25 protein-coding genes are annotated in these 26,413 nt (G+C 57.7%); 23 read left to right on the top strand and 2 right to left on the bottom strand.

Annotated elements, in window-relative coordinates; translation table 11 throughout:
* Positions 1-22: 22 nt before the first annotated feature.
* From FD37_RS00940 to FD37_RS00860, 17 genes are all read left to right on the top strand, one after another.
* Positions 23-457, top strand: a complete 435-nt coding sequence (locus tag FD37_RS00940; RefSeq protein WP_045808015.1) for a cell division protein SepF — start codon at positions 23-25, stop codon at positions 455-457.
* Positions 458-469: 12 nt separating this feature from the next.
* On the top strand, positions 470-754 hold the full coding sequence (locus tag FD37_RS00935; protein ID WP_056962813.1) for a YggT family protein: 285 nt from the start codon (positions 470-472) through the stop codon (positions 752-754).
* 19 nt (positions 755-773) lie between these two features.
* Entirely contained in the window at positions 774-1,553 is a 780-nt protein-coding gene (locus FD37_RS00930; RefSeq protein ID WP_045808013.1) for a YlmH family RNA-binding protein, read from the top strand.
* Between the two features lie 19 nt (positions 1,554-1,572).
* Positions 1,573-2,277, top strand: coding sequence for a DivIVA domain-containing protein (locus tag FD37_RS00925; RefSeq protein ID WP_045808012.1), 705 nt, complete (start codon positions 1,573-1,575; stop codon positions 2,275-2,277).
* Between the two features lie 359 nt (positions 2,278-2,636).
* Positions 2,637-5,453 (top strand): isoleucine--tRNA ligase, encoded by a 2,817-nt coding sequence (gene ileS / locus FD37_RS00920; protein WP_056962811.1) that lies wholly within the window; start codon positions 2,637-2,639, stop codon positions 5,451-5,453.
* Positions 5,454-5,614: 161 nt separating this feature from the next.
* Positions 5,615-5,839: a cold-shock protein gene (locus tag FD37_RS00915; protein WP_045808010.1), complete on the top strand. Its 225-nt coding sequence runs from the start codon at positions 5,615-5,617 to the stop codon at positions 5,837-5,839.
* A gap of 2 nt (positions 5,840-5,841) precedes the next feature.
* Positions 5,842-6,384: an NUDIX hydrolase gene (locus FD37_RS00910; RefSeq protein ID WP_056962809.1), complete on the top strand. Its 543-nt coding sequence runs from the start codon at positions 5,842-5,844 to the stop codon at positions 6,382-6,384.
* A 9-nt stretch (positions 6,385-6,393) separates the two neighbouring features.
* Positions 6,394-6,708 carry a hypothetical protein gene (locus FD37_RS00905; RefSeq protein ID WP_056962807.1) on the top strand — a complete coding sequence of 105 codons (315 nt, stop codon included), beginning with the start codon at positions 6,394-6,396 and terminating at the stop codon, positions 6,706-6,708.
* 17 nt (positions 6,709-6,725) lie between these two features.
* Complete coding sequence (locus FD37_RS00900; protein WP_056962805.1) at positions 6,726-7,421, top strand: 5'-methylthioadenosine/adenosylhomocysteine nucleosidase; 696 nt, start codon at positions 6,726-6,728, stop codon at positions 7,419-7,421.
* A gap of 28 nt (positions 7,422-7,449) precedes the next feature.
* Entirely contained in the window at positions 7,450-8,616 is a 1,167-nt protein-coding gene (locus FD37_RS00895) for a cysteine desulfurase family protein (protein WP_045808006.1), read from the top strand.
* Between the two features lies 1 nt (position 8,617).
* Positions 8,618-8,959, top strand: coding sequence for a DUF1831 domain-containing protein (locus FD37_RS00890; protein WP_045808005.1), 342 nt, complete (start codon positions 8,618-8,620; stop codon positions 8,957-8,959).
* A gap of 251 nt (positions 8,960-9,210) precedes the next feature.
* Positions 9,211-10,341, top strand: a complete 1,131-nt coding sequence (gene mnmA, locus FD37_RS00885; protein ID WP_045808004.1) for a tRNA 2-thiouridine(34) synthase MnmA — start codon at positions 9,211-9,213, stop codon at positions 10,339-10,341.
* Positions 10,342-10,547: 206 nt separating this feature from the next.
* The gene (locus FD37_RS00880) at positions 10,548-11,204 is read left to right on the top strand and encodes a histidine phosphatase family protein (protein WP_056962804.1); all 657 of its coding nucleotides are present in this window, start codon (positions 10,548-10,550) and stop codon (positions 11,202-11,204) included.
* Between the two features lie 12 nt (positions 11,205-11,216).
* The gene (locus FD37_RS00875; protein ID WP_056962802.1) at positions 11,217-11,900 is read left to right on the top strand and encodes a tetratricopeptide repeat protein; all 684 of its coding nucleotides are present in this window, start codon (positions 11,217-11,219) and stop codon (positions 11,898-11,900) included.
* A gap of 6 nt (positions 11,901-11,906) precedes the next feature.
* A complete protein-coding gene (recD2, locus tag FD37_RS00870; protein WP_056962800.1) occupies positions 11,907-14,462 on the top strand; it encodes an SF1B family DNA helicase RecD2 in 2,556 nt (851 codons plus the stop codon).
* 96 nt (positions 14,463-14,558) lie between these two features.
* Positions 14,559-15,545 carry a ribose-phosphate diphosphokinase gene (locus tag FD37_RS00865; RefSeq protein WP_045808000.1) on the top strand — a complete coding sequence of 329 codons (987 nt, stop codon included), beginning with the start codon at positions 14,559-14,561 and terminating at the stop codon, positions 15,543-15,545.
* Between the two features lie 64 nt (positions 15,546-15,609).
* Complete coding sequence (locus FD37_RS00860) at positions 15,610-16,674, top strand: acyltransferase family protein (RefSeq protein ID WP_147007671.1); 1,065 nt, start codon at positions 15,610-15,612, stop codon at positions 16,672-16,674.
* Between the two features lie 159 nt (positions 16,675-16,833).
* Here FD37_RS00860 and FD37_RS00855 read toward each other — a convergent pair whose 3' ends face one another.
* Both FD37_RS00855 and FD37_RS00850 read right to left on the bottom strand, forming a co-directional pair.
* A complete protein-coding gene (locus FD37_RS00855; protein ID WP_045807999.1) occupies positions 16,834-17,526 on the bottom strand; it encodes an amino acid ABC transporter permease in 693 nt (230 codons plus the stop codon).
* Between the two features lie 19 nt (positions 17,527-17,545).
* Positions 17,546-18,424, bottom strand: coding sequence for a transporter substrate-binding domain-containing protein (locus FD37_RS00850; protein WP_045807998.1), 879 nt, complete (start codon positions 18,422-18,424; stop codon positions 17,546-17,548).
* A 141-nt stretch (positions 18,425-18,565) separates the two neighbouring features.
* On the opposite strand from FD37_RS00850, the gene FD37_RS00845 reads away from it, so the two are divergent.
* From FD37_RS00845 to rbsK, 6 genes are all read left to right on the top strand, one after another.
* Positions 18,566-20,053 (top strand): amidase, encoded by a 1,488-nt coding sequence (locus tag FD37_RS00845; RefSeq protein ID WP_056962796.1) that lies wholly within the window; start codon positions 18,566-18,568, stop codon positions 20,051-20,053.
* 12 nt (positions 20,054-20,065) lie between these two features.
* Positions 20,066-21,715, top strand: a complete 1,650-nt coding sequence (locus tag FD37_RS00840; RefSeq protein WP_056962795.1) for a peptide ABC transporter substrate-binding protein — start codon at positions 20,066-20,068, stop codon at positions 21,713-21,715.
* Between the two features lie 186 nt (positions 21,716-21,901).
* Positions 21,902-22,810 carry an N-acetylmuramic acid 6-phosphate etherase gene (murQ, locus tag FD37_RS00835; RefSeq protein ID WP_045807995.1) on the top strand — a complete coding sequence of 303 codons (909 nt, stop codon included), beginning with the start codon at positions 21,902-21,904 and terminating at the stop codon, positions 22,808-22,810.
* Positions 22,811-22,939: 129 nt separating this feature from the next.
* On the top strand, positions 22,940-23,929 hold the full coding sequence (locus FD37_RS00830) for an aldo/keto reductase (protein ID WP_045807994.1): 990 nt from the start codon (positions 22,940-22,942) through the stop codon (positions 23,927-23,929).
* Between the two features lie 210 nt (positions 23,930-24,139).
* Positions 24,140-25,153, top strand: a complete 1,014-nt coding sequence (gene rbsR, locus FD37_RS00825; RefSeq protein ID WP_045807992.1) for a ribose utilization transcriptional repressor RbsR — start codon at positions 24,140-24,142, stop codon at positions 25,151-25,153.
* Positions 25,154-25,276: 123 nt separating this feature from the next.
* Complete coding sequence (rbsK, locus tag FD37_RS00820) at positions 25,277-26,197, top strand: ribokinase (protein WP_045807991.1); 921 nt, start codon at positions 25,277-25,279, stop codon at positions 26,195-26,197.
* Positions 26,198-26,413: the final 216 nt, after the last annotated feature.

Genomic DNA, 26,413 nt, shown 5'->3' with positions numbered 1-26,413 from the left:
GTGATGAGAGGAGTGGCCAACCATGGCGGACAAGTTTAGTCTAAGTAAATTTTTTGGCGTCAACGATGATTACGACGACGAAGACGAGTCGGCACCGCAAACGATGCCCCAACAGCCGAAGGCCGTCAAACCTCAGCGCCCCGTTGATACCCGGAAGGTGGTTTCTATGCGTTCGGCAGCCTCAAATGCAAGTCATATTGCCATCTGCGAACCACGGATCTATTCGGATGCCAAGTCGATTGCCAAGCAGCTCACGGACGGAGATGCCGTCATCGTGAACTTTGCGCGGGTCGATGAGACGCAGGCCCAACGAATCGTGGACTTCTTGAATGGTACGGCCTTTGCGGTCGGTGGTGAGATCAAGCGCATCGGTGAACAGATCTTTCTGTGCACACCCCATAACTTTGAGGTCAGCGGTGACGTGGCGGCGAACCTCGGAACGCAGTTCACATCATAAAGGAGCGATGCTGTGTTAAGCCTATTAGGAATTATTTTTCAAGTCTTGAACTGGTTGATTAGCGCCTACATTCTGTTGATTGTGGTTTACGCGTTGATGAGCTGGCTGCCTGGGGCCTATCAGTCTCGGCTAGGTCAGTTTGTCGGCCGGCTAGTCAACCCGTTTCTCAGCTACTTCGACCGCATCGCCCTGGGACCGTTAGGCTTTGGGCCGGTGGTGGCGATTATCGTGCTCACGCTGGTGCAGTATGGGCTCCAAGCGGTCGAACGAATGATTATTAGCCTGCTGTTAGGCTGACGGAAGGGAGTCAACGGTCGTGGATGAGAATATTACCCAACATTTTCGGCCGGATGAGGCGCCATTCATCGCGGCAGTTGGTAATTGGTTACAACAGTCACAGGATGAATACCGGCCCGTCTTGACGCACTTTCTGAACCCCCGTCAGGTCTACGTGGCCACCACGTTAGCCCGGCGAGCGGACGTTCCCGTCCGTTTTAGCGGGGGCTATCCCGGGGCCGAGATGCAACGAGCGCTCTTTTACCCGGACTACTACCAGCCCACGGACACGGACTTCGAGTTGTCCCTGGTGCGGATCGATTATCCGGTGAAGTTCGCCACGTTACATCATAGCCAGATCCTGGGGACCCTCCTGGGATCGGGCATCGAACGGGAGATCATTGGGGACATCTTGACGGATGGTCAGACCTGGCAACTGGTCACGGAGACTGGGATGTTGGATTACTTGACGGGCCAGGTCGACCGGATTGGCCGGGTCAAGGCCCGGTTAGTGCCGGCCGATTGGGCGACGCGGGTGCGGCCGCTAGACGAGTGGACGCCGGAGACGGCGACCCTGTCGTCCTTGCGATTGGATAACATCGTGGGGTCGGGGTTTCACCTGTCGCGCCACCGCGCCAAGGAATTGATCGAAGCCGGGAAGATTCGGGTCAACTGGGCGGATACGGAAAAACCAGATTACGAATTAGACGTGGCCGACTTGGTCTCGGTCCGGGGCTTTGGGCGGATTCGCTTAGACGAGGTCGCCGGCCGGACCAAAAAGGAAAAGATTCGAGTGGTCCTATCAGTGCTCAAGAAATAGATGCGGAGGGAATCGTACGATGGTACTTAGTCCATTAGATATTCATAATAAAGAGTTTGGAACGAAAATGCGGGGTTACAACGTTGACGAGGTCAATGATTTCTTAGATCAAGTGATCAAGGACTACCAAATCACGTTGAACCACAACAAGGAATTGGAAGAACAGCTGGACGCTGCCAACGGAAAGTTGAAGTACTTTAACGACCTCAAGGATTCGTTGAACCAATCCATCTTGGTGGCCCAGGAAGCGGCCGACAAGGTTAAGGCCAACTCTCAAAAGGAATCGGAGATCATTATTCGCGAGGCCCAAAAGCAAAGTTCCGACATCGTTTCTGAAGCCACGAACAAGGGCAACCAGATCATGGATGAAGCGTCGAAACGCGCGAAAAAATTGGCCGTCGAGACCGACGACCTGAAGAAGAGCACCCGGGTCTTCCGGCAACGGCTGCAGGTCATGCTGGAAAGCCAGCTCGAGGTCGTCAAGTCCAACGACTGGGATACGCTCTTGAAGGAAGGCTCGATGTCGAGCTACGAAGAAATCAAGAAGGTCGTGGGTGATCGGCTTGACAATTCCGCTGACCAAGGCGTAAACTCAGAGACACCGCAGGAAGACGACGCCAGTGCGCAGGTCACGGAGACACCCGTGACGGACAATGGCGACGCCAACCAGGAAACGGTGGTTATCTTCCCGGATAACGACCAAGCACATTACGACCAAAAATAAAAAAATGGTATGGAGAAACACGATGTTCGCGTGAAAGGTGATAGCGAGTTGGGGACGGTGCAAGCCCAGCGGATCGGCAGCGCGAAGACCATCATTCTCCCATGCTCCACGATTGAACTCAGTAGACCGTGGCGGTGACCCCGTTACGGTTTTGAGGGAAATTCTCTACATAGAAAATTTCTAAAATTGGGTGGTACCACGAACGACTTCGTCCCTTGTGACGAGGTCGTTTTTTGCTGTTTTTGGGCACTAACGAGAGAAAGGGTCGTTGGGCGATCGACCGGTGAGCTGAGGCCGTAACGGCTTGAGCTCACCGGTTCATCAACCGAGGAACCGATTAATAAGGAGGAATTACGGGTATGCGAGTGAAAGACACGCTGAACTTAGGAAAAACCAAGTTTAAAATGCGCGGCAACTTGCCGGTCAAGGAAGTTGACCGCCAAAAGGCCTGGGCAGAGAACAAACTGTACCAAGCCCGCCAGAAACTAAATGAAGGGAAACCAACCTTTATCTTGCACGATGGGCCACCGTACGCCAACGGACCGATCCACATGGGCCACGCCATGAACAAGATTTCGAAGGACATCATCGTCCGCTACAAGTCGATGAATGGTTTCCGGGCACCGTACGTTCCCGGCTGGGATACGCATGGTCTGCCAATTGAACAACAATTGGCCAAAGCCGGTTACGACCGGAAGAAGATGTCGACCTCCGCGTTCCGGGACCTGTGTCGCGAATACGCCTTAAAGCAGGTCGACCAACAACGGGACGGCTTCAAGCGCTTAGGCGTGTCGGCCGATTGGGATAACCCTTACCTGACGTTGAAGCCGGAGTTCGAAGCCGCTGAAGTGCGGGTCTTCGGGAAGATGGCCGAACGGGGCCTGATCTACCGGGGCAAGAAGCCGGTCTACTGGTCTTGGTCCTCCGAGTCCGCGATGGCCGAAGCCGAAGTGGAATACCACGACGTGACCTCCCCATCCGCGTTCTTCGCCGAAGAAGTGGTTGACGGCAAGGGTGTCTTGGACACCAACACCTACTTCGTGGTCTGGACCACGACGCCATGGACCGTGCCCGCTTCCGAAGGGGTCACGATCGATGCCGGTATCGAGTATGCCGTGGTCAAGCCCGCCAACGATGACCGGCAATTTGTTCTGGCCAGCACGCTGGTCGCTGAAAATGCCGACCGGTTTGGCTGGGAAGACGTTCAGGTCGTGAAGACGGTCCTGGGGAAGGACCTTGAAAACATCACGGCCCAACACCCATTCATTGCCGACCGGAAGCTCGTGGTGATGTTAGGCGACTTCGTCACGACCGATTCCGGGACGGGCCTGGTCCACACGGCACCTGGTTTAGGGGAAGACGACTTTAACGTCGGCGCCCTGTACCACCTGCCCGTGTTGGTTCCCGTCGACGATAAGGGGTACATGACCGAAGAAGCGGGTCCCGATTTCAAGGGCGTGTTCTATGAAGACGCCAACCAAATCGCTCTGGACAAGCTGAAGGAAAACAACGCGTTACTGAAGTACATGCCGTACACGCATAGCTACCCATTCGACTGGCGGACCAAGAAGCCCGTCATCTTCCGGGCAACGCCGCAATGGTTCGCGTCCGTGGACAAGGTCCGCGACGAGATCCTCGCTAACTTAAAGGACGTTTCCTTTAAGCCGGACTGGGGCCAACGGCGCTTAGCCAACATGATCAAGGACCGTGGCGACTGGGTCATCTCCCGGCAACGGGTCTGGGGTGTGCCACTGCCGATTTTCTACGCCGAAGACGGCACGGCTATTCTGGAATCCGCCACGATCAACCACGTGGCCGACTTGTTTGGCAAGTACGGCTCGAACGTCTGGTTCGACCGGGACGCGAAGGACCTGTTACCAGACGGGTACACCAACGAACACTCGCCGCACGGGGAATTCACCAAGGAAACCGACATCATGGACGTCTGGTTCGACTCCGGGACTTCCCACCAAGGGGTCTTGGCCGAACGCGACGACCTGGTCTACCCAGCCGACCTGTACCTGGAAGGCTCCGATCAATACCGGGGCTGGTTCAACTCCAGTCTGATCACCAGTGTGGCGGCTGAAGGCCGGGCACCGTACAAGCAGGTCGTTTCCCAAGGGTTCACCCTGGACAAGGACGGTCACAAGATGTCCAAGTCCTTAGGGAACACGATCGCGCCGAGTGAGATCATTCAGAAGATGGGGGCCGACATCGTCCGGCTCTGGGTCACGTCCGTGGACACGTCCGCCGACGTGCGGGTCTCGACCGAAGCCTTCGTCAAGATCTCGGACAGCTACAAGAAGCTGCGGAACACCATGCGGTACTTGTTGGCGAACACCAGCGACTTCGATCCGAAGACCGACGCCGTGGCCGTGGCCGACCTGCAGGCCGTGGACCGGCACATGCTTTACCGGTTGAACGAATTCGTCAAGGACGTTAAGGCCGATTACGACGACTACAACTTCCTGAACATCTACAAGGAATTGATGAACTTCGTGATCACCGAGTTGTCCGCCTTCTACCTGGACTTCGCCAAGGACGTCTTGTACATCGAGGCGGCCGATAGCCCGAAGCGCCGGTCGATGCAAACGGTCTTCTACCAGATCGCCGTGACGTTGACCAAGCTATTGACGCCAATCCTGCCACACACGACCGAAGAAATCTGGACCTTCTTGAAGGAACCGGAAGACTTTGTTCAATTGGCGGAGATGCCAACCGTGCTGGACCTGCCAGACACCAACGAAGTGGCTGATCAGGGCGAAACGTCGGCTTGGGACCGGTTCATGAAGGTCCGTAGCGACGTGCTGAAGGCCTTAGAAGAGGCCCGGAACGCCAAGTTGATCGGGAAGGCCGCCGAAGCGCACCTTGATCTGTACGTGACCGAGGACGTGCAGGCGTTGTTTACCCAATTGAACGTCGACGTGCAACAGATTCTGCTGGTTTCCGGTCTGGACGTGGCGGCTTACGCCACCAAGCCAGCCGATGCCATGGACTTTGGCGACGTCGCCATCAAGGTGACGCCGGCCGAGGGCCACGAGTGTCAACGGTGCCGGTTGATCAAGCAGGACGTGGGTAGCGATACCGCTTACCCTGACTTCTGTGCCCGGTGTGCGGCCATTGTGCGGGCGAACTACCCGGAAACGGCTACTGAGGGATTTGACGACCAGAAGTAAGCGCATCAGTTACCAGAATGAACCAAAGATTAACCAACGACGCAAACGGGTCGCTGACGCTACGGGCGTTGGCTGCCCGTTTTCGCGTTAAGTGGCGGTGTTTGCGGGGATTCTGGAAAACGCGTATAATCTGCTTATATGTATAGAGGGGAGACCATCCAATGTTAACCGGAAAAGTAAAAAGTTATAGTGAACAACGTGGGTTTGGCTTCATCACGACGCCAGACGACGGGGACGTCTTTGTTTATTACAAGGGCATCCTGGGCGATGGCTTTCGGAAATTAGAACCGGGGCAGACTGTGCAATTCGTGATTGTCCCGGGTAAACAGGGGCCCCAAGCGGCCAAGGTGACGCCGGTGACCCCTGACGCGACTGAGGAGGCCTAACCATGGACTTGGAAGAACACGTGGAATCGACGGAAACGTTATACGATGGCGTGATCGTGAAGTTGGAACGGCAACGGGTCCGGCTGCCAAACGGGGAGTCCGCAACGCGTGAAATCGTGCGGCACTCCGGCGCCGTGGGCATTCTGGCGCTGCCGGATGCCGACCACATGATCTTGGAACGCCAGTGGCGCGCGCCAATCGCGGCGGCGACCCTGGAGATTCCGGCCGGTAAGCTGGATAGCCGGGACGCGGACAACATCGAGCACGCCGCGTTGCGGGAGTTGAACGAAGAGATTCGGTTCCAACCGGGGCAATTGAAGCGCATCACGGGCTTCTACTCCAGTGTGGGCTTTTCTGACGAGTACATGACCCTGTTCTTGGCGACGGACTTACAGCCGGTCACGACCGAGCTGCCGCGCGACCAGGGGGAAAACCTGGAACTGCTGACGGTGACCAAGGACGAAGCCCAGGCGATGATCGCCAGTGGCGAGATCAACGATGCCAAGACCATTACGGCCATTTACTACTGGCTCTTACAAAAGTAGGTGACAATCATGAGTGGACGCGATTGGCAGTCGGACGACGACCAACAGCCGCAAACGCGCGCGGACTATCGGCGCAAGCAGGCGGAAGCCGGGCGCGAGTTTGAAGAGCGTGACCGGAAACGGGTCGCCGTCGAACGCAAGTATGCGCGGGACCACCCGACGTCGGATGACCCGGACGATACACCGGGCGAGTCACCGGCGACCCCGCTGACCCAGAGTGAACTAAAAACGCAACGGCTGAAGCGCCGACTGAACTGGGCGATTGCCTGGTTGGCGCTGGGAATTGTGGCCGTTTTTCTGATTTTACGTTTTGTTGAATTTTAAAGGAGTGACGAGTGAACATGACCTTCGGAGTTATCTGCGCCATGGAAGAAGAAATCAAAGAACTGAAAGCCGCCTTACAGAATGAACAAACCACCAGTATTCACGGGCTGGAGTTCTATCAGGGCACGATTCATGACCAAGAGGTGGCCTTAGTCCGGTCCGGTATCGGAAAAGTGGAGGCCGGGTTGACCACGGCACTATTGATCACCCAATTTGACGTGGACGTGGTCATCAACTCCGGTTCGGCCGGGGCCTTGGCCAGTGGCTTAAAGATCGGCGACGTGGTCATCTCGACCGAAACGGCCTATCACGATGCCGATGCGCGGGCCTTCGGGTACGAATACGGCCAGTTGCCGCAACAACCGACGCGCTTCGTGGCTTCCAAGACCTGGGGCGACAAGCTCGAGCAGGCCGCTAGCCAAACGGGCCTGACCACCAAACGCGGGTTGATCGTGACCGGTGATCAGTTCTTGAACGGGCCGGAAGCGACCCAACCGATCCTGGCCCACTTCCCGGACGCCCTGTCCGGTGAGATGGAAGGCGCGGCCGTGGGGCAAGTAGCCCACCAGTTCGAGGTGCCTTACCTGGTGGTCCGGGCCATGTCCGATACGGCGGATAACAATTCCGGCGTCGACTTCGACGAGTTTATTATTGAGGCCGGCAAGCGCTCAGCCCAGATGCTGTTAGCGTTGTTTGCCGACCAGCAGCAGTAAGTTTTTTAGGTTTTAGGAGGTTTTGGTTGTGCAGGAGATTTACTTAGATAATGCGGCCACGACGCCCATGTCCCCAGCGGTTCTGGCGGAGATGACGGATAAGATGGCCCACGTCTACGGCAACGCGTCAACGTTATACGGTCTGGGCCGGGAAGCCCACACCGTGATGGAAAACAGTCGGCAGGTCATTGCGGACAGCATTCACGCCGCCAACGATGAAGAGATCATCTTCACCAGTGGGGGCAGTGAGAGTGACAACACGGCCATCACCCAAACGGCGTTGGCCCGACAAGACCTCGGCAAGCACATCATCACGACGGCCATCGAGCACGAAGCCATCTTGAAGCCGTTGAAGGCCCTGGAAGACCAGGGCTTTGACGTGACCTATCTGCCGGTGGACCAGCAGGGGCGCATCAGTCTGGACGACTTTAAGGCGGCCTTACGCGACGACACCATCCTGGTCTCCATCATGATGGGGAACAACGAGGTCGGCAGTCGGATGCCGATCCACGAGATCGGCGAGATCTTGAAGGACCATCAGGCGTGGTTCCACACCGACGCCGTGCAGGCTTACGGCTTGTTGGACATCGACGTGCAACGGGACCACATCGACATGCTGTCGACGTCGGCCCACAAGCTCAACGGCCCGAAGATGATGGGCTTCTTGTACAAGCGGGAGGGCATCAACTTCCCCAGCTTCGTCAAGGGGGGCGACCAGGAGAAGAAGCGGCGCGCGGGAACGGAAAACGTCCCGGCCATCGCCGGTTTTGCCACGGCCGTCAAGGCGTTGACGCCCGCCGTCAAGGAAGCCCGACAGGCTAAGTACCACGACTTTAAGCAGTACGTGGTGGATGGTCTGACCCAACACGGCGTGGACTTTGCCGTGAACGGTTCGTTGACCGGCGAGAACTTGAACCACGTCTTGAACCTGTGGATCAAGGGCGTGTCGACCTACGTGATGCAGACGAACCTGGATCTGGCGGGCATCGCCGTTTCCGGCGGGTCGGCCTGCACGGCGGGGTCCATCGAGCCCTCGCACGTGTTGACCGCGATGTTCGGGGCGGACAGTCCCCGGATTGCGGAGTCGATTCGGTTGTCCTTCGGGGCGTATACCACGCAGGATGACCTGGACGCCTTCATTCAGAACGTGGCCGCGATTGTTGAGCGGTTAAAGCATACCAGTGAGGTGAAGTAACGTGTTATTTGGTCAAGAAATGCAGATTGATGGGGATTCCGACGTTTACGTTCTCCATCCGAATATCAAGTCCTATGCCTTAAAGGACGTGGGGTTCCAGGTTTCCAATGCCGGGAATTACACGTTGGAACGGTCCGTGGATCCCACGTCACCGTACAATAAGAACCAGATGTTAAAGATCACGATTGCCAAGGATCTGAGTGGCTTCAAGATGGCCACGACCAACGCCTCCGGCAATCGGCGGTTGAACATCTTCAAGGGCCCGCACGCAGAGGGGAACGTGGAACAGTACCACTTTATCCTCCAAAACCTGATGGATCGCGAGATCTTGAAGAAGAAGTAGGCGGGATCCGAATCAAAGGCGAACGTAACAGGAAGACACCACTCGGAAACGCGGGGGTCTTCCTGTTTTTTGTCTGGGGTCCTTAAAGGGGACCGACTAGAATCTAACGGGCCAGTGGATTGGGACCCGGCGGTAAAAAGAAACGCCAGGCTTGCAAAATAGCCCCTAAATGGGTAAACTTGTTGATACTGGACTTGTGCGACCTTCAACTCGTAGATTCTCCAGAATCTGATAGAAATGATGGTGATACCATGCAAGACAACAGCCATACGCGTGTGGTTGTCGGGATGAGTGGGGGTGTCGACTCCTCCGTCGTTGCGTTGCGCTTAAAGCAGCAGGGCTACGACGTGGTCGGCGTTTTCATGAAGAACTGGGACGATACGGACGAGAACGGTGTCTGTACCGCAACCGAGGACTACAAGGACGTGGCCAAGGTGGCCGCGAAGATTGGTATTCCGTACTACTCCGTGAACTTTGAAAAGGAGTACTGGGACCACGTGTTCACGTACTTCTTGGACGAGTACAAGAAGGGGCGGACGCCGAACCCCGACGTGATCTGCAACAAGGAAATCAAGTTCAAGGCGTTCCTCGACTACGCCTTGGAGTTGGGCGCCGATTACATCGCGACCGGCCACTACGCTCAGCTGACCCGCGACGCCGAGGGGCATAACCACTTGCTCCGGGCCGTGGACCAGAACAAGGATCAGACCTACTTCTTGAGCCAGCTCTCCGCCGAGCAGCTGGACCGGGTCATGTTCCCAATCGGGGATCTGGTCAAGAAGACCCAGGTCCGGGAGATGGCTGCCGAGGCCGGTTTAGCGACCGCCAAGAAGCCGGATTCCATGGGCATCTGCTTCATCGGTGAGAAGGGGCAATTCAAGGATTTCTTGAAGCAATACTTACCAGCTAAGCCGGGCAAGATGATGACCGTTGACGGCGAAGTCAAGGGTGAGCATGCCGGCTTGATGTACTACACGATCGGTCAGCGCCGCGGCTTAGGCATCGGTGGTGACGGGGTCGACAACGAGCCCTGGTTCGTCATCGGGAAGGACCTGAAGCAAAACATCCTGTACGTCGGCAAGGGCTACCATAACCCACACCTGTACGCGACGCACCTATCCGCTTCGGACATTCACTGGGTCAACACGATTGACCGGGGACAGGACTTCCACTGCACGGCTAAGTTCCGATACCGGCAAAAGGATACCGGCGTGACCGTCCATCTGAGTGACGACGGCCAGCAGGTCACCGTTGAATTCGACGACCCCGCCCGGGCGATTACGCCGGGCCAGGCCGTGGTCTTCTACGACGGCAACGAGTGCCTGGGGAGCGCCATCATCGACGCGGCTTACAACCAGCAACGCGAGTTACAACTGGTTTAATCAACGAACTGAGGAGTCCGGGACAGCCGTCCTGGGCTCTTTTTTGGCTGTTTCCGGGCCGGGAGCGGTGCTGGGGGTGGCGCAACAGCGGCCAGTTGGTTTTTAGAAGAAGGCGTTCTGTCCGGACGGTTAGGACTTTGAAAAAGCCGGCAAAACTGGCATAATATGTAAGGATTACGAAAAACGCGAAAGGACGATGCCGAACATTGAAACTATACTTTATTCGCCACGGTAAAACGCAATGGAACTTAGAGGGGCGCTTTCAGGGCGCCGGCGGGGACTCCCCGTTGTTACCGGAGAGCTACCAACAAATGGTCCAGGTGGGCCAATTCCTGCGAGGAACCAAGTTTCGGCACGCCTATGCGAGCCCCATCAAGCGGGCACGCGTCACGGCCCAACACGTGGTCCGGGAGCTGCACCAACGGCTGCCGTTGACCCTGTTGAGCCGCTTAGAAGAATTTCACCTGGGCGAACTGGAGGGCCGGACCTTCCAGGAGGTGCAGGAACGGTTCCCCGAGGAACTGGACGCCTTCCGCAACCATCCGGACCGGTATCGCACGGACCGCATCGGGGGCGAGACCTTTACGCAGGTCATCGACCGGATGACGCCGGCGATTCGGCAGATTGTCCGGGATAATCCGGCGGCCGACGACAACGTCTTGGTGGTCAGTCACGGGGCGGCCTTGAACGCCGAGATCAATGCGCTGCTGGGGACACCGTTAGCCGATCTACGAAAGCGCGGCGGCATCCGCAACACCAGCGTGACCGTCCTGGAGACCACCGACGGAAAGCACTTTACCCTGGTCGACTGGAACAATACCAGTTTTCTCACGGCCGCCGCGAGTCCCACAGACACCATCTAAGGAGTCGAGAACATGACAGAAAAACACGCAACATCGGGTCGGAACGCGGCAAAACAGCGTTCGGAACGGGCGGTTCACCAACTGGTGCAACAGATTACCCAGCATCCAGGTGAGTTTGAACCCTACTATGAATTAGCCACCGCTTTGGTCGACCTGAACTCGTACGCCCAGGCGGAGGAACTGCTGATGAAAGCCTTGGGCCTCTTTGCGGCGCAACCGGACGCCGTGGAGCGGCTGCATTACGGGCTGGGAAACGTGTACTACGCGGCCCAGGACTACCCCAAGGCCATCGCGCAGTTTGATCAGTTGAACGCGCAACTCAAGGGCGCGGGGTACCTGATGATCGCCCAGAGCCATATGGCTAACGGCGATCATAAACGGGCCCTGGCCTTCGCGTTGACGGCTTTAGCGACCCAGCCGCAGGACCCGGCAACCCTGCAGGTGGTCGCGGAGAACCTGTTGGCGTTGGGCGAAATGACCCAGGCGGCCCAGTACTACGACCAGCTTTTAGCCTTAAATGACCAGAACGGTGCGGCCAATTTCGACCGCGGGTTGGTGGCGATGGTGCAAGGGGAGCCCTACGCGGACTACTTTGCCAAGGCGCAGCGCCTGGATCCCGACTACTATCAGAAGGGCCAGCAACGGTTACGCGACATCGAGAAGTTTATGGACGAACAGCGCAAGAAGAAGGAGTAACGGGCAATGGCAACCGAATCTTTAGACTTATTGGCAACGCCGGGCGGTCCCCAGGCGGATTACGTCGTCGGCACGGTCAGTGCGGTCTTCTTTGCCAGTAATGACAGTTTTTATAAGGTGATGCTGGTGAAGATCAGCGAGACCAGCCTGGACTGGCATGAAGACGAGATTGTCGTCACCGGGAACTTTGCGGACATCAAGGACGACGTGACCTACCGGTTTACCGGCAAACGGGTGGAGCACCCCAAGTACGGCGTGCAGTTCCAAGCGGACAACTACCAAAACGAGACCCCCACGTCCAGAAGCGGCGTCATCGCGTACCTGAGCGGGGAGGACTTCCCGGGACTGGGGAAGAAGACCGCCACCAAGATCGTCGATGCGCTGGGGACCGACGCCATCGATCAGATCTTAAACGACCACAGTGTCCTGGACGGGTTGGGGCTCTCTCCCAAGGTCACGAGTACCCTGGTGAGCCAGCTCCAGACCAATAACGGAATGGAACAGATCATCATCGGCTTGAACGGCTACGGCTTCGGGAGCACCCTGGCCGCGGCCATCTATAACCGGTATCAGGAGAAGACGCTCGACGTGATCCACGATAACCCGTACCAGCTGGCCGAGGACATTACCGGGGTCAGCTTTAAGCGGGCCGACCAGATTGCCACCCAGTTGGGGTACGCGCCCGACCGGCCGGAACGGATGCGCGCGGGGCTGCTCCAGACACTGCGGGACCTGTCCGTTGCCAACGGGGACACCTATACCACGGCCAAACCGTTGCTGACCCAGACCCTCAGTCTATTGGAAAACAGCCGCAACGTGCGCTTGAACCCGCAGGATTTGGCGGCCCAGCTGCTCGAGCTGGCCAAGCAACAGAAGGTTGTGGGGGACGAGCAGCGTATTTATCTGAAGCCCTTGTACGACGCGGAATGGCAGATTGCGGAGCACCTGAACCGGCTGCTCCAGTCCGAGCAGGAGCCCGGGGCCAAGTTTAACGACGATGCGATCCATAAGCAGCTACGCATCGTGGAAAAGCAGGCCGACATCGTGTACGACGATTCCCAAACGACCGCGCTGACGGCCGCGATTCGCGCGAAGGTCCTGCTCCTAACGGGGGGGCCGGGGACCGGGAAGACCACCATCATTCGGGGGCTGGTCCAGCTGTACGCCCGACTGCACGAGGTCTCCCTCGACATCAATCAGTACAAGGACAAGCCCTTTCCAATCCTGTTGGCCGCCCCGACCGGCCGCGCCGCGAAGCGCATGAGCGAGACCACCGGGTTACCCGCCAGCACGATTCACCGTCTGTTGGGATTGACCGGTCGCGAGGACAACCTCGATACGGCCACGACCAAGGACCTCGAGGGCGGGCTGCTGATCGTCGACGAGGTCTCGATGGTCGACGTCTCCTTGATGAAGGTCCTGCTGCGGGCGGTGCCGGCCGGCATGCAGGTCATTCTGGTCGGCGATAAGGACCAGCTACCGTCGGTGGGGCCCGGACAGGTCTTCCACGACCTGTTGGCCAGCCGGCATCTGAATAAGATCCAGCTGGACACCATCTACCGGCAGGGGGATGGGTCATCGATCATTCCGCTGGCCCACGCCATCAAGGATGGCCGCCTGCCGGCCGACTTCACGCAGAACCAGCCGGACCGCTCGTTTATCGCCTGCCACGCCAATCAGGTCGGCGCCGTGATCGACCAGATCGTGGCGAAGGCCCACCTGAAGGGCTTCACCGCCAGTGATATCCAGGTGTTGGCCCCGATGTACCGGGGCACGGCCGGCATCGACCGGCTGAACGAGATCCTGCAGGGCATCTTGAACCCGAAGAAGAGCGAACGGACCAAGGAAGTCGAGTTTCGTAACCAACATTTTCGGATTGGGGACAAGGTCTTGCACCTGGTCAACAGCCCGGAAAATAACGTCTTTAACGGGGACATCGGGACCATCACGGGGATCGACCTGGCCAGCACGCCACACAGTAAGGTCAAAAGCGACCAGCTGACGATTGCCTTTGAGCAGACCGAGGTCACCTATTCGCGAAACGATTGGAACCGCCTGACGCTGGCCTACTGCATGTCGATCCACAAGTCGCAGGGCTCGGAGTTCAAGCTGGTCATCTTGCCGATGGTCAGTCAGTATAGCCGCATGCTTCAGCGCAACTTGCTGTACACGGCGGTGACCCGGGCGGCGGATATGCTGATCCTGTTGGGCGAACCGCAAGCCTTTGAGGCCTGTGTCCAGAACCTGTCGGTCAACCGGCACACCACGCTGACCCGGCGGATTCAGGCCGTGTTGGCCCCCGATGAGGCCCCAGCTAAGTCAGATTCAAAAGACCAGACGGTTAAAACTGACGAGACTGAGCAGGCGGCCCCGGAAGCGCCCGCGGCCCAACCGACGGGAGCGACCCCGGCTCAGGCGGTCCCCACGACGCCCGCGCCGGACGCCACACCGGCGCAACCGGCGGACCACCGGCTCACGACCGCTTTGGTCTTGGACGGGGGAATCGACCCGATGATCGGGATGCAGGGCGTGACGCCCCAACAATTTATGGCAACGCAATAAAAGCGTTCGGTTAATCGTTGCGTTTACCGCCATAAATTGCGATAATAAACGTAAGTAGGACTTTAACCAAGTGCGTGATGAATTTAGGAGGCTGTTATGTCAGAACAGGTCGAAGCGGGTAAGTTGAAAGTATTTGCCCTGAACTCGAATCGTCCCTTAGCCGAAAAGATCGCCCAGGCAGCGGGCGTTGAATTAGGGAAGGCCACGATCAAACATTTTAGTGACGGCGAAATTCAAATCAGTATCGATGAAAGTATCCGGGGCGACGAGCTCTTCTTGATTCAGTCGGTCTCGGATCCGGTCAACACGAACCTGATGGAATTGCTGATCATGGTGGATGCCGCACGGCGGGCCAGCGCTGAAAAGATCAACGTGGTCATTCCATACTACGGATACTCCCGGGCGGACCGGAAAGCCCGCGCGCGGGAACCGATTACCGCGAAGCTGATTGCGTCCCTCTTACAGATGGACGGGGTCAACCGGGTCATCGCCTTGGATCTGCACGCCGCACAATTACAAGGTTTCTTCGACATTCCGGTGGACCACTTGCAAAGTGACCGGTTACTGGCCAGTTACTTTGAGGCCCAACCACAATTAACGGCGGACAACACGGTGGTCGTGGCACCGGACCACGCGGGGGTCAGTCGTGCTCGGCGCTTAGCCGAATTATTGGGCACGCCGATTGCCATTATCGACAACCGCAGCGAGACCGAGAACGCCGCGCATCCCGAGGCCGTCATCGGTACGGTGAAGGATAAGCACGCCATCTTGGTCGACGACATCATCGACACGGCCGTGCGGATCACCGTTTCAGCGGAAGCGCTGAAGAAGGCGGGGGCGGCCGACGTCTTTGCTTGTGCCACGCACCCGGTCTTGTCCGGTGACGCGACGCAGCGCATCAACGATTCCGAGTTAAAGAAGGTCGTGGTGACCGACTCTATTCGGATTCCGGCAGAAAAACAGAGTGATAAGTTTGAGATCATGTCGGTGGGCGACCTGTTCGGCCGGGCCATCAACCTGATCTACAACGAACAACCGGTCGACCAGTTGTTCCGCTCACCCATTCAGAAGCAACAGCAGTAACTGAACAACAGTCTTTGGGGAGCTCTTTTGGGGGCTCCTTTTTTTGTGGAAGGGACGTGAAGTTTTGGTAAAAGTAACCGCGGGAAAAACCGATATCGGGGACTATCTGAAGGCGACCGCCTGCACCCTGGTGATGTTCCAGTCGTTGTTTGGCTTCGCCATGAAGCAGCCCCCCACCGCCAGCCAGCAATGGGGCATCGGCCTGATTTACGATGCCGTCAAATTTACGGCGCCGGCCTTCATTTTCGGAATCCTCTACACCATCATTCGGGTGCACGCCCAGCACCCCGAGCAGACTTACGGCACGTACTACCGGCGGCAGTGGTCGGCGATGTTCGTGCCGACCATCTGGTGGACGCTGGCGTACCTGCTGATCTTGCCGCAGGTCCAGCAGCGTACGCCCTACATAAACGTGAAAAGTTTTCTGTGGCAGGCTGTGAACGGCAATGCGGCACCCCACCTCTGGTACAACAGCATGATGTTGCAGTTCATCCTGCTGATGCCGCTCTTTTGGGCGTTGTCCGATTGGGCCGGTACGGACGCCAAGCGGGGCTGGTGGGCCTTAGCCATCACGGGGGCGCTCTATGCCGCGTGGTTGGTGGTCTTTCCCCACGTGGGCACCTACCTGGTCGACCGGGTCTTCCTGAGCTTTCTGCCGTACGGGGTGGCGGGGACCCTGGGCTGGCGCCTTAGCGGGTGGCTGCCGTGGTTTGACCGGTACCGCTACGGACTTGTGGCCGGCTTGCTGGCGGCTTACGGGTGGATCACCTGGCAGCTGGTGGGGCGGGGACTACCGGTGCGGTTGGCCCAGGCCAGCTACTACCAGTGGTCGATGACCGTGTACGCCTTTGCGGTCATTTTGGCGGTGGCCGTGGGGGGCTACCGCCAGATGCGGCACGCGGGAAAGTCGGTCGGGCCGATCCATTGGCTGGCGACCTACGCGTACCGGGCCTTTCTAAGTCACGTGTTCTGGTTGACGCTGATCTGGGGGCTGACGACGGGCCTGCCGCTCGTCCCCCGGTTACTGGTGTGCTATTCGCTGACCTGGCTCGCGGCCTTCGCGTCGGCCTATGGCTTCCATCTCGCCTGGCAGGCGCTGAAACGGCGGTTGCTGGTTCGGAACGCCTAAAAAAACAGGAAGAAGATTCTCGGCAAATGACGCGAGAATTTTCTTCCTGTTTTGGTTTAATGACGCTTCGTCCCTCCAAATGGCGGGGGTGAACCGTGCGCCCAAGGGCAGCTGGTTTCGCTTAATGGTGCCAGCTAACCACCCGTGGGCTCACGCTTGCTAAGCGTGTTTAGCGAGCCGTTCCGCCCGTCGTTGATAGTCTAAGTGGCGTTCCAACCAGTTCTGGCCCGTGGTCAGCACCACGCAGCAGAGCCAGTAAAGGATAGCGATCGTGATGTAGATGGTCATGTAGTCCTGATTGGCCCCCGCCACGATCTTGGCGTCCATGAACATTTCGGAGACCGTGATCATGGCGGCCAGCGAGGTACTCTTGAACATGTCTAACAGGATGTTTCCCAGGGCGGGTAAGCCGATGCGAAAGGCCTGGGGCAGGATGATGTAGCGAATCACCTTGCCGTACGACATCCCCAGCGAGTAGGCGGCCTCGTATTGGCCGTGGTCGATCCCCATGAAGGCGGACCGGAAGACTTCGGAGACGAAGGCCGCGGAGACTACGGTGAACGAGATGATGGCTGCGGGCAGGGCGTTGGCCCCGAACCCGAAGTAAATGATGAACAGCACCACCAGCATCGGAACGCCCCGCATGAACGAGATGTACGCCCGTGACAGCCCGTGTAAGAGCCGCGAGTGGCTGAGCTGGGACAACGTGAGGAGCAGACCTAAGATCAGAGAACAGACGAACGAGACCGCCGTCAGGTAGACCGACATCGGCAGGCCACTGAGAATCTGCGGGACGGACGACCACGCTAGCGGGGCGTTAAAGAACCCCGGAATTGAGAAGTAGTGCAGCATGCGCGGATGCCTCCCTCAATTATTGACCTTTGTATTGGGATTTGATCGTGAAGTTCTTGGAGATGTGGACGGTCGGCTTCTGGGTGACGTCGGCGCCGTAGTACTTCTCGGACAACTTCTTAATCGTGCCGTTCTTCAACAGCTTGTTGACCTGTTGATCGATTTCCTTTTTCAGCTTGGTGTTGCTCTTCTTCATCAGGATCCCCACACCGCCGTTGTCGTCACTGGTCGTGAAGTACATGTTCTTGATCAGGTGCAGGCCGTTGTTCGGCACGGCGGACAACGCGAGCTTTTGCAGGTAATAGTCGTTGGCGATGAAGTCGGTCTTGCCGTTCTTGACGTCTTTCAGGTAAACATCGTTGGAGACGTTGTCGTAGTTGACCAATTTGGCCCCTAACTGCTGAGCGAGCCGTTGATAACCGGTCCCGGCTTCCCCCGCAGACTTCTTCCCCTTGATGTCGGCCCAAGAATGGATGCCGGAATCGTCGGAATTACGGACCATGATGCTGTTGAAGGAGTGCTTGTACGTAGTGGACAGGCTGTAGTCCTTCTTACGCGCCTTGGACAGGCCGAAGTCGTTGGCGGCCATGTCGGCCTTGCCAGTCTTCACGGCCGTGAGTTGGCCGTCGACGTTCAATTCCTTGAACTCGACCTTCTTGTGCAGACCCTTAGCGACCGCCCGAACGACCTCGATGTCGAATCCCGTGAGCTTCTTACTCTTGGCGTCGTGGAACGACGTGGGGTATAACGTCCCGGAAGTTGCGACGATCAAGGTCTTCTTATTAGCGACCTTATCGTTCGTGCTTTGTGTCGAGGATTTCCCGCAACCAACGAGTCCTGCGCTCAACACCAATCCTAAACCTAAACCTAAAACCAACCATTTTTTCGTCTTATTCATCAAAATTTCAGTCCCTTCGAATTGTGTGATCTAAGACTTTTTAAGTATAACTACTTGAAAACGCTTTTACAACCAGCTATTGTTAATCTCAGGAAATAACTTACATAAAATTAGTGGTATATTTATAGGAGGCGGTTCATCGTGACGGTAACGGATTGGATAGGGACCCCGGCTTTGACCTGGGCGCGGCGGATTCGACAGGGGGAGGTCACCTCGCAAGAACTGATCGAGGCGGCCTTTGCCGAGATCGACCGGCAAAACCCGCAGTTGAACGCGGTGATTACGACCCGTAAGGAACGGGCACTGCAGGAGGCGGCCCAGCAACGGGATACGGGTCAGCCATTCTTGGGCGTACCGCTTCTGTTAAAGGGCCTGGGCCAACACCTCAAGGGTGAACCCAGCACCAGCGGATCCAAGTTGCTGGCCCAAAACGTGGCGCCGGAGACGGACTTTTTCGTCCAGGCCCTGCAACGCGCCGGCTTCATCATCATCGGGCAGACCAACTTCCCCGAGTTTGGATTCAAAAACATCACGGACGCGCAGCTCTACGGGCCGGCCCGGAATCCCTGGAACTTAGACTACCAGCCCGGCGGTTCCTCCGGTGGGGCCGGGGCCAGTGTCGCAGCCGGTCTGGTACCAATTGCGGCCGGGAGCGACGGCGGGGGCTCGATTCGGATCCCGTCGTCGTGGTCCGGGACCATCGGACTCAAGCCGACCCGGGGCCGGGTGCCCGTCGGACCGGGGGACTGGCGGTCTTGGCAGGGGGCGGCGATTGACTTCGCGTTGACCCGGTCCATCGCCGATACCGCGGCGTTACTGGACAGCCTGCAAACGCTGCAGCCCGCGGCGGTCTTCCAGACCCCGTTGGTTCAACCGGGCTTTCAAGACCGGTTACAGGACCCGCTTCGTCCCGGGACCATCGGCTTTACCACCGAATCGCCGGTGGGTACGCCGGTCAGTCCCACGGCCGTTGCCGCGGTGCACGAAGCGGCGGCGTTCCTGGAAGAACAGGGCTTTGCGGTCGAGGAAATCAAGGTTCCCGTTGACGGGGTCGCCCTGATGGAGAGCTATTACACCATGAACGCCGGGGAGACCGCGGCCTTCATGAGCGAGCTGTCGGCGGGGCTGCAACGGCCGTTGACCGCCGATGATATGGAATTGTTGACCTGGGCGCTCTACCAGACGGGGCTGCAGACGACCGCCGCCGAGTACAGCCTGGCGTTGAGTCGCTGGGATCAGGCGGCCTGGCAGATGGCCCAGCTGCACGACCGTTACCCGGTCATCCTGACGCCAACGACGGCCTGGCCGGCACCCAAGGTGGGTGATTCGCTGGTCTCGGCGGCCAATATGGCGCGGATGCAAGCCATCGCGGGGTTGCGCCCGGCGGCCCAGAAGCAGCTGATCTACGACCAATGGTTACCGGCCCTGACCCGCTCGCCGTTTACCCAACAGGCGAACCTGACCGGTGAACCGGCGATCAGTTTACCGACGGCGGTGACGCCCGAGGGCTTGCCGCTCGGCATCCAATTTAATGCGGCCAAGGGTCAGGAAGCGGTTTTATTGCAGTTGGGGGCTTTATTTGAACGAGCGAACAAGTTAAAATGGTTACACACAACTAAATTGTCGTGAGGAGAGAGTATTTTGAGAGGAAAGCACATTGGAATCATGCTGGGACTTGCACTCGTCGTCGCTGGGGGATTAGCGGCCTGCGGGAAGTCCAGCACGACCAGTCAGTCGACTGGCCAACTGGCCGCGAAGCAAACGGTCAAGTTGTCAGCCAAGTCCGAGGTCACGACGTTGGACGTCTCGAAGGCGGCCGACTCCACCAGTCTGACCATGCTGTACCACACCCAAGAGGGCCTGTACCGCTTGGGCAAGAACGAAAAGTTGATCAACGCGCTGGCGACCAAGACCACGGTCACCAACGGCGGAAAACGCTACGTCTTCGACCTGCGTAAGACCAACCACTGGAACGACGGCAAGCCCGTCACGGCGCACGACTTCGTGTATTCGTGGCAACGGACGGCCAACCCGAAGACGGCGTCCGAGTATGCTTACCTGATGGCGGGCGTGAAGAACTTCAGCCAGGTCCAGTCGGGGAAGCTTGCACCGTCGCAGTTGGGGGTCAAGGCCCTCGGCGATTATCGTTTAGAGGTCACCCTGAGCAAGCCGGTCGCCTACTTTAAGCTCTTACTGGCCTTCCCGACCTTCTTCCCCCAAGAGAAGTCGGTCGTGGTCAAGCAGGGGAGCGATTACGGTCACTCGAGCACCAAGACGGCCTATGACGGTCCCTTCGTGATGAAAAAGTGGACCGGCACGTCGCAAAATTGGACACTGGCCAAGAACCCGAAGTTCTGGGATAAGAAGCAGATCAAGCTTCAGACGTTGAACTTCCAGGTCGTGGCCGATCCGTCGACCGGCCTGAGCCTGTACCAGAAGAAGTCGCTCGATGCGACCACGCTGGACGGCACGCAGGTCGCCAACCTGAAGAACAACCCCGACCTGAAGACCTACGTGGGCGGGACCACCTACTACATGCAGATGAACCAGAAGCGGGTCAAGGCCCTCAAGAATCTGCAGGTCCGGCAGGCCCTCTCACTGGCCATCAATAAAAAACAGTTAGCGAGTCACGTGTTGCGCGACGGGTCGAAGGCGCCCTTAGGCTTCGTTTCCCAGAACCTGACGCAGAACCCGCAGACCAAGGCGGACTTCGCTAAGGACGCTTACGTGAAGGATGGGGTCGCCTACGACCTGCCGAAGGCGAAGAAGCTGATGGCCGCCGGCTTGAAGGCCAGCGGGACCAAGCAACTGGACCTGACGCTGATGTGCGACGACTTGGCGGTCACCAAGACGGTCGCCCAGTACATCCAGGCCGAGCTGGAGAAGTTGCCGAACGTCAAGGTCACGTTAAACGCGTTGCCGTACAAGACGCGGCTGAGCCGTTCCAATTCCGGAAACTTTGATCTGGTGCTTTCGAGTTGGGGGGCCGACTTTGCGGATCCCATCAACTTCTTATCGTTGATGAGCACGGGCAACACCAACAATAACGGGGGCTTCAGCGACGCCCAGTACGACGCCGCTATCAAGCGCTCGGAGAACCAGGACGCGAACCGGCCAACGGCGCGCTACCAGGATCTGGTAACGGCCGAGAAGCGGTTGATGACCCAACAGGGAGTTATCCCGCTTTACCAGCCCGCAACGGTGGAACTGTGGAATTCAAAGGTCACCGGCTACGTCTGGAACCCAGCGGGGATGAGCCGCGGGTACCAGTGGATGGCGGTTGAAAAATAGGAAGATGAACCGTGTAAAGTCGATTGGTAATAACCAACCGGCTTTATTTTTTGTCGAAATGAAAGCGCTCGCTAACATTTTTGAAAAGGCAATTGAAATTCAGCATGGAACATGGTATACCAGATATAGGATTTATGAAAACGAATACATAAAAACTGTTTTGTCTCAGGTTGGAGGATGACGATCATGCAATTAGATGAAATTTTAACTGAACAGCGGAATCACCGTTCGACCCATATTGACCGTGAATCGACGTTGGATATGGTGGCAACGATTAATCGAGAGGATCAGCGGGTGGCGCGAGCCGTACAAAAGCAGCTGCCGCAAATCGCTGCGGCCATCGATGCCGCCTTTCCCAAGTTCGACCAGGGGGGCCGTCTGATCTACGTGGGAGCCGGGACCTCGGGGCGGCTCGGCGTGATCGACGCCACCGAACTGCAGCCCACGTACGGGTTAACGGCCAACCAGACCTTTGGCTTGATTGCGGGGGGCCAACCGGCGCTGACCGAAACGGTCAAGTCGGCCGAGGACTCGCCCGAGTTGGCGCAGGCCGATATGGCGGCGGTTCACGTGACGACCAACGATATCGTCATCGCCAGTGCCGCCTCCGGCCAGACGCCGTACACGGTGGCGGCGTTGCAGTACGCCCAGGAGCAGGGTGCTTTGGGCATCGGCTTTTCCTGCATCGCGGACAGTCAGCTGGCCCAGTTGGCGGACTACCCGATCACGCCAGTCGTGGGCCCCGAGGTGATCACCGGGGCCACGCTGCTCAAGGCCGGGACCGCCGAGAAGATGGTCCTGAACATGCTGTCGACCGGAATCATGATCAAGTCCGGCAAGGTCTATCAGAACCTGATGATCAACGTGGTGCCAACGAACGGCAAGACGTTCGAACGAGCCAAGAAGATCATTGCCGAGGCCACCCAGACGTCCACGTTGGCGGCTGAACGGGCCTTGGACCGGGCGGGCAACAACGTGCCGTTGGCCATTGTCTTGATCGAGACCAAGGGGACCATCGCGGAAGCCAAGGAACTCTTGGCGACCACCAACGGCCACGTCTCCCAGGCGGTCAAGTTAAGCGACGACCGGCATTAGGGCTGCTACCAGCGGCAAGTTCGGTCATCACCGCTCGTGGCCGCGGGCGTCTCAAGGGAATACTTGACCGGTCCACACCAATTCCTTTATACTTTGCTTAGGGATAAGTGGAAAGGAATGTGGCAATTTATGTATGTAGCAGATGAGAAACGGTACGAAAAAATGCCGATTCGGCGGGCCGGGAACACCGGTTTCCAACTCCCCGCAATTTCGTTTGGCATGTGGCACAGTTTTGGCGCCGACGCCAATTATGCGGACACGCGGGACATTATTTTAAAGGCGTTTGACGCGGGAATCTTTAGTTTCGATAACGCCGCCAACTATGGTCCGGGAACCGGGGAAGCAGAACGGCTCTTCGGGCAGGTCTTCCAGCGGGAATTAAAGCCCTACCGGGATGAATTGGTCATCACGACCAAGGCCGGCTTCCATATGTGGCCCGGCCCTTACGGCCAGATGAGCTCCCGCAAGGCGCTGATTGCGTCATTGGACCAGTCGCTGGAACGCATGGGTCTGGACTACGTCGACGTATACTACAGTCACCGGTTCGACCCGGAGACCTCGCCGGAGGAAACGGCCGTGGCGTTGAACGACATCGTGCGGCAAGGCAAGGCCCTTTACGTGGGAATCTCCAACTACACGGCGCCGCAAGCGGCCGCGATGATCAAGATCTTCAAGGACCTGCACACGCCGTTCGTCGCCGACCAGGTCTCCTACAACATGTTGAACCAAAAGGCGAATGCCGACGGTCTCTTTGACACCATGCGGCAGAACAATGCCGGGGTCATCGCTTACGGTCCTTTGGCGGAAGGCCTTTTGACCGACAAGTATCTGGATGGGATTCCGGATGACGTGAACATTCACTGGTCCAGCCAGTACATCTTCGATCAAGGACGGGACAAGGTTGGCCGTAAGCTCCAAGCCCTGAACAAGATCGCGCAGAGCCGGGGGCAGAAGTTGGCCCACATGGCGCTGGCCTGGTTACTGCACGATCCCGTGGTGACGAGTGTGATCACCGGGGCGTCGAAGCCGGAACACCTTTACGAAAACGTGAAGGCGGTCCAGAACCTGACGTTCGATCCGGAAGAACTCGCCGCAATCGACAAGATTTTAAAGGCTTAATTTTCGTTAAAATACCCAAGCACCAGTCGTGAAAACGCGGCTGGTGCTTTTTTAGTGGTGCTTAAAACCAGAACGAGTTACCAATAGTTAACCGCTAAGAGAGGCCCCACCGCGGATAGTTGTGGGGTTTTTCAGTTTTCTCCCGAACTTCTTCCGCAAGTCCGGGCACCTGCGGTATAATAAATAAAACAAGATGGTGTGGAGGTTGCTATGACACGCAAAGTTACGATTCGGGATCTGGCCGAGGCTGCGGGCGTTTCGGTCACCACGGTTTCACAAATACTTAACGGTAAGGGCGAGCGGTTCAGCCCGGATACACGGCGCCGCGTTCACCAGTTGCAAGAGAAGATGGGGTACGTGCCGGACTTTAACGCCCGCAACCTCATCATGAAGTCCGCCCAGACCATTGGCGTGCTGGTGCCTAACCTGGGGAACCCCTTCTTTAGCATGTTCATCAAGGGGGTCCAGTCGGCGAGCCGCCAGCATCAGTTCATTCCACTGATTTTCGGCGCGAACCACGACGAGGAGCTTGAGGGCTACTACCTGCAGGAACTGATCAAGCGGGCGGTGGACGGCCTGATCATTGCCAGTGCCTCCATTACGGGTGAGACGATCGACAATATCCTGAAGAAAAATGGGATTCCCTACCTGCTGATCGACCAAAACGGGGGACCCAGTCTCGACCGAATTCGCATCGACGATGACCGGGGCGGCCGGCTTGCCGCGCAGCACCTGCTGGCGTTTGGCCATCAACGGGTGGCCGTTGTGATGCCGGAGCACGCCACGCAGAACCTGGTGATCCGGTTGCGGGGGTTCCGGGAGGAACTGGCGCAGCACGGGGTCTCCCTGACGGCTGATGACGTGGTCCTGTCACCGATGACCAAGCTCGGGGGCTATCAGGCCACCGCGGCGGTCCTCCAGCGGCACCCCACGGCGGTGTTTGCCATTAACGACGAGACCGCGCTGGGATTGATGCGGGGCTTGCACGAACAGGGCGTTCGGGTGCCGGGAGACGTCTCGGTCTTGGGCTACGATGACATCGACCTGGACGAGTACGTGGTGCCCCGGCTGAGCAGTGTGCACCAACCCGTGGTCACCATGGGCGAGCGCGCGACGGAACTTTTGATCAATCGGATTCATAATCGGCGCCAGGCGGCACAGACGGTGGATCTCCCCGTTGACTTCCGGCAACGGGAGAGCACGGGCCCCGTCAAACCAGATTAATTTTTCCTTGTAAGCCTTTTCGAAATATGATACGCTACGTGTAAGAAATCAGTTTGCACGTTGCGTCGGCATAGCGTAAAACGTTTTACACGCAACCTAGCACGGAGGAGTGGACGAATCATTATGGCAAATCAAGTAACGGTTTTAGGAAGTTTAAACGTCGATACCACACTGCGCATCGCACGGATGCCCCAACCGGGAGAAACCCTCTCGACGGAAAACAAGAGTAGCGCTGCCGGCGGAAAGGGTGCCAACCAAGCCGTTGCCGCCGCGCGTGCCGGCGCTGTGACCCGGTTCATCGGGAAGGTCGGCAACGATGAAGCCGGCCGGTTCATGGTTGAATCCCTGAACAATGACGGCATCGATACGAGTGCCATCATCACGGATAAGACGGTGGGCACGGGGTCCGCGTTCATTCTGTTGGACGAAGAGGGCCAAAACAGTATCTTGGTGTACGGGGGTTCTAACCAACAGATCAAGCCCGCCGAAGTCACGGCCGTTGAAGCCGAGATCGCCAAGGCCGACTTCCTGATCACCCAGTTTGAAACGCCCCAGGACGTGACACTGGCGGCCTTCACGATTGCGAAGCAACACGGGGTCACGACCATCCTGAACCCGGCACCGGCTGCGAAGATCGACCCAGCCATCTTGAAAGTGACCGACCTGGTCATTCCAAACGAAACCGAAAGTGCCGTTCTGACGGGCATCGAGGTGACGGACGTGGCCTCCATGGACGCCAATGCGGAAAAGTTCCGGGCCATGGGCGTGAAGAACCTGATCATCACGGTCGGCAGCAAGGGTGCCTACTACAACACGGCGGCTGCGTCGGGCTTCGTACCGGCCTTCAAGGTGAAGGCCGTGGACACGACGGCTGCCGGGGACACCTTTATTGGGGCGCTGAGTTCCCAATTAAAGCCGGACCTGAGCAACATCGAGGCCGCCTTGACGTTTGCACAACGGGCCAGTTCCCTGACGGTTCAGGGATTGGGTGCGATGCCATCCATTCCAACGTTGGCGCAAGTTGAAGCCGCCAACCAGGCTTAAGCCAGTCAATTAACTTAATGGTCTACCTGAGTGGCCACCGAAAAATTATTTCGGTGGCCACTCTTTTTTCTGCTCAAATGACAACCGGTTGCAACGTGGCCTAATCGGTCTATCTTCTGGTTAGACCAATTTGACCTTAAAAATCCTAATCCAATAAGTTTTCTAAAGACGGTTGCATTATTACGGTTAGATTGGTATAGTTGAAAAAGTCGATAA

Source organism: Levilactobacillus spicheri DSM 15429 (assembly GCF_001435095.1).
Classification (GTDB): domain Bacteria; phylum Bacillota; class Bacilli; order Lactobacillales; family Lactobacillaceae; genus Levilactobacillus; species Levilactobacillus spicheri.
Note: the sequence above shows the minus strand (reverse complement) of the source record. Positions and strands in the feature narration are given on the sequence as shown.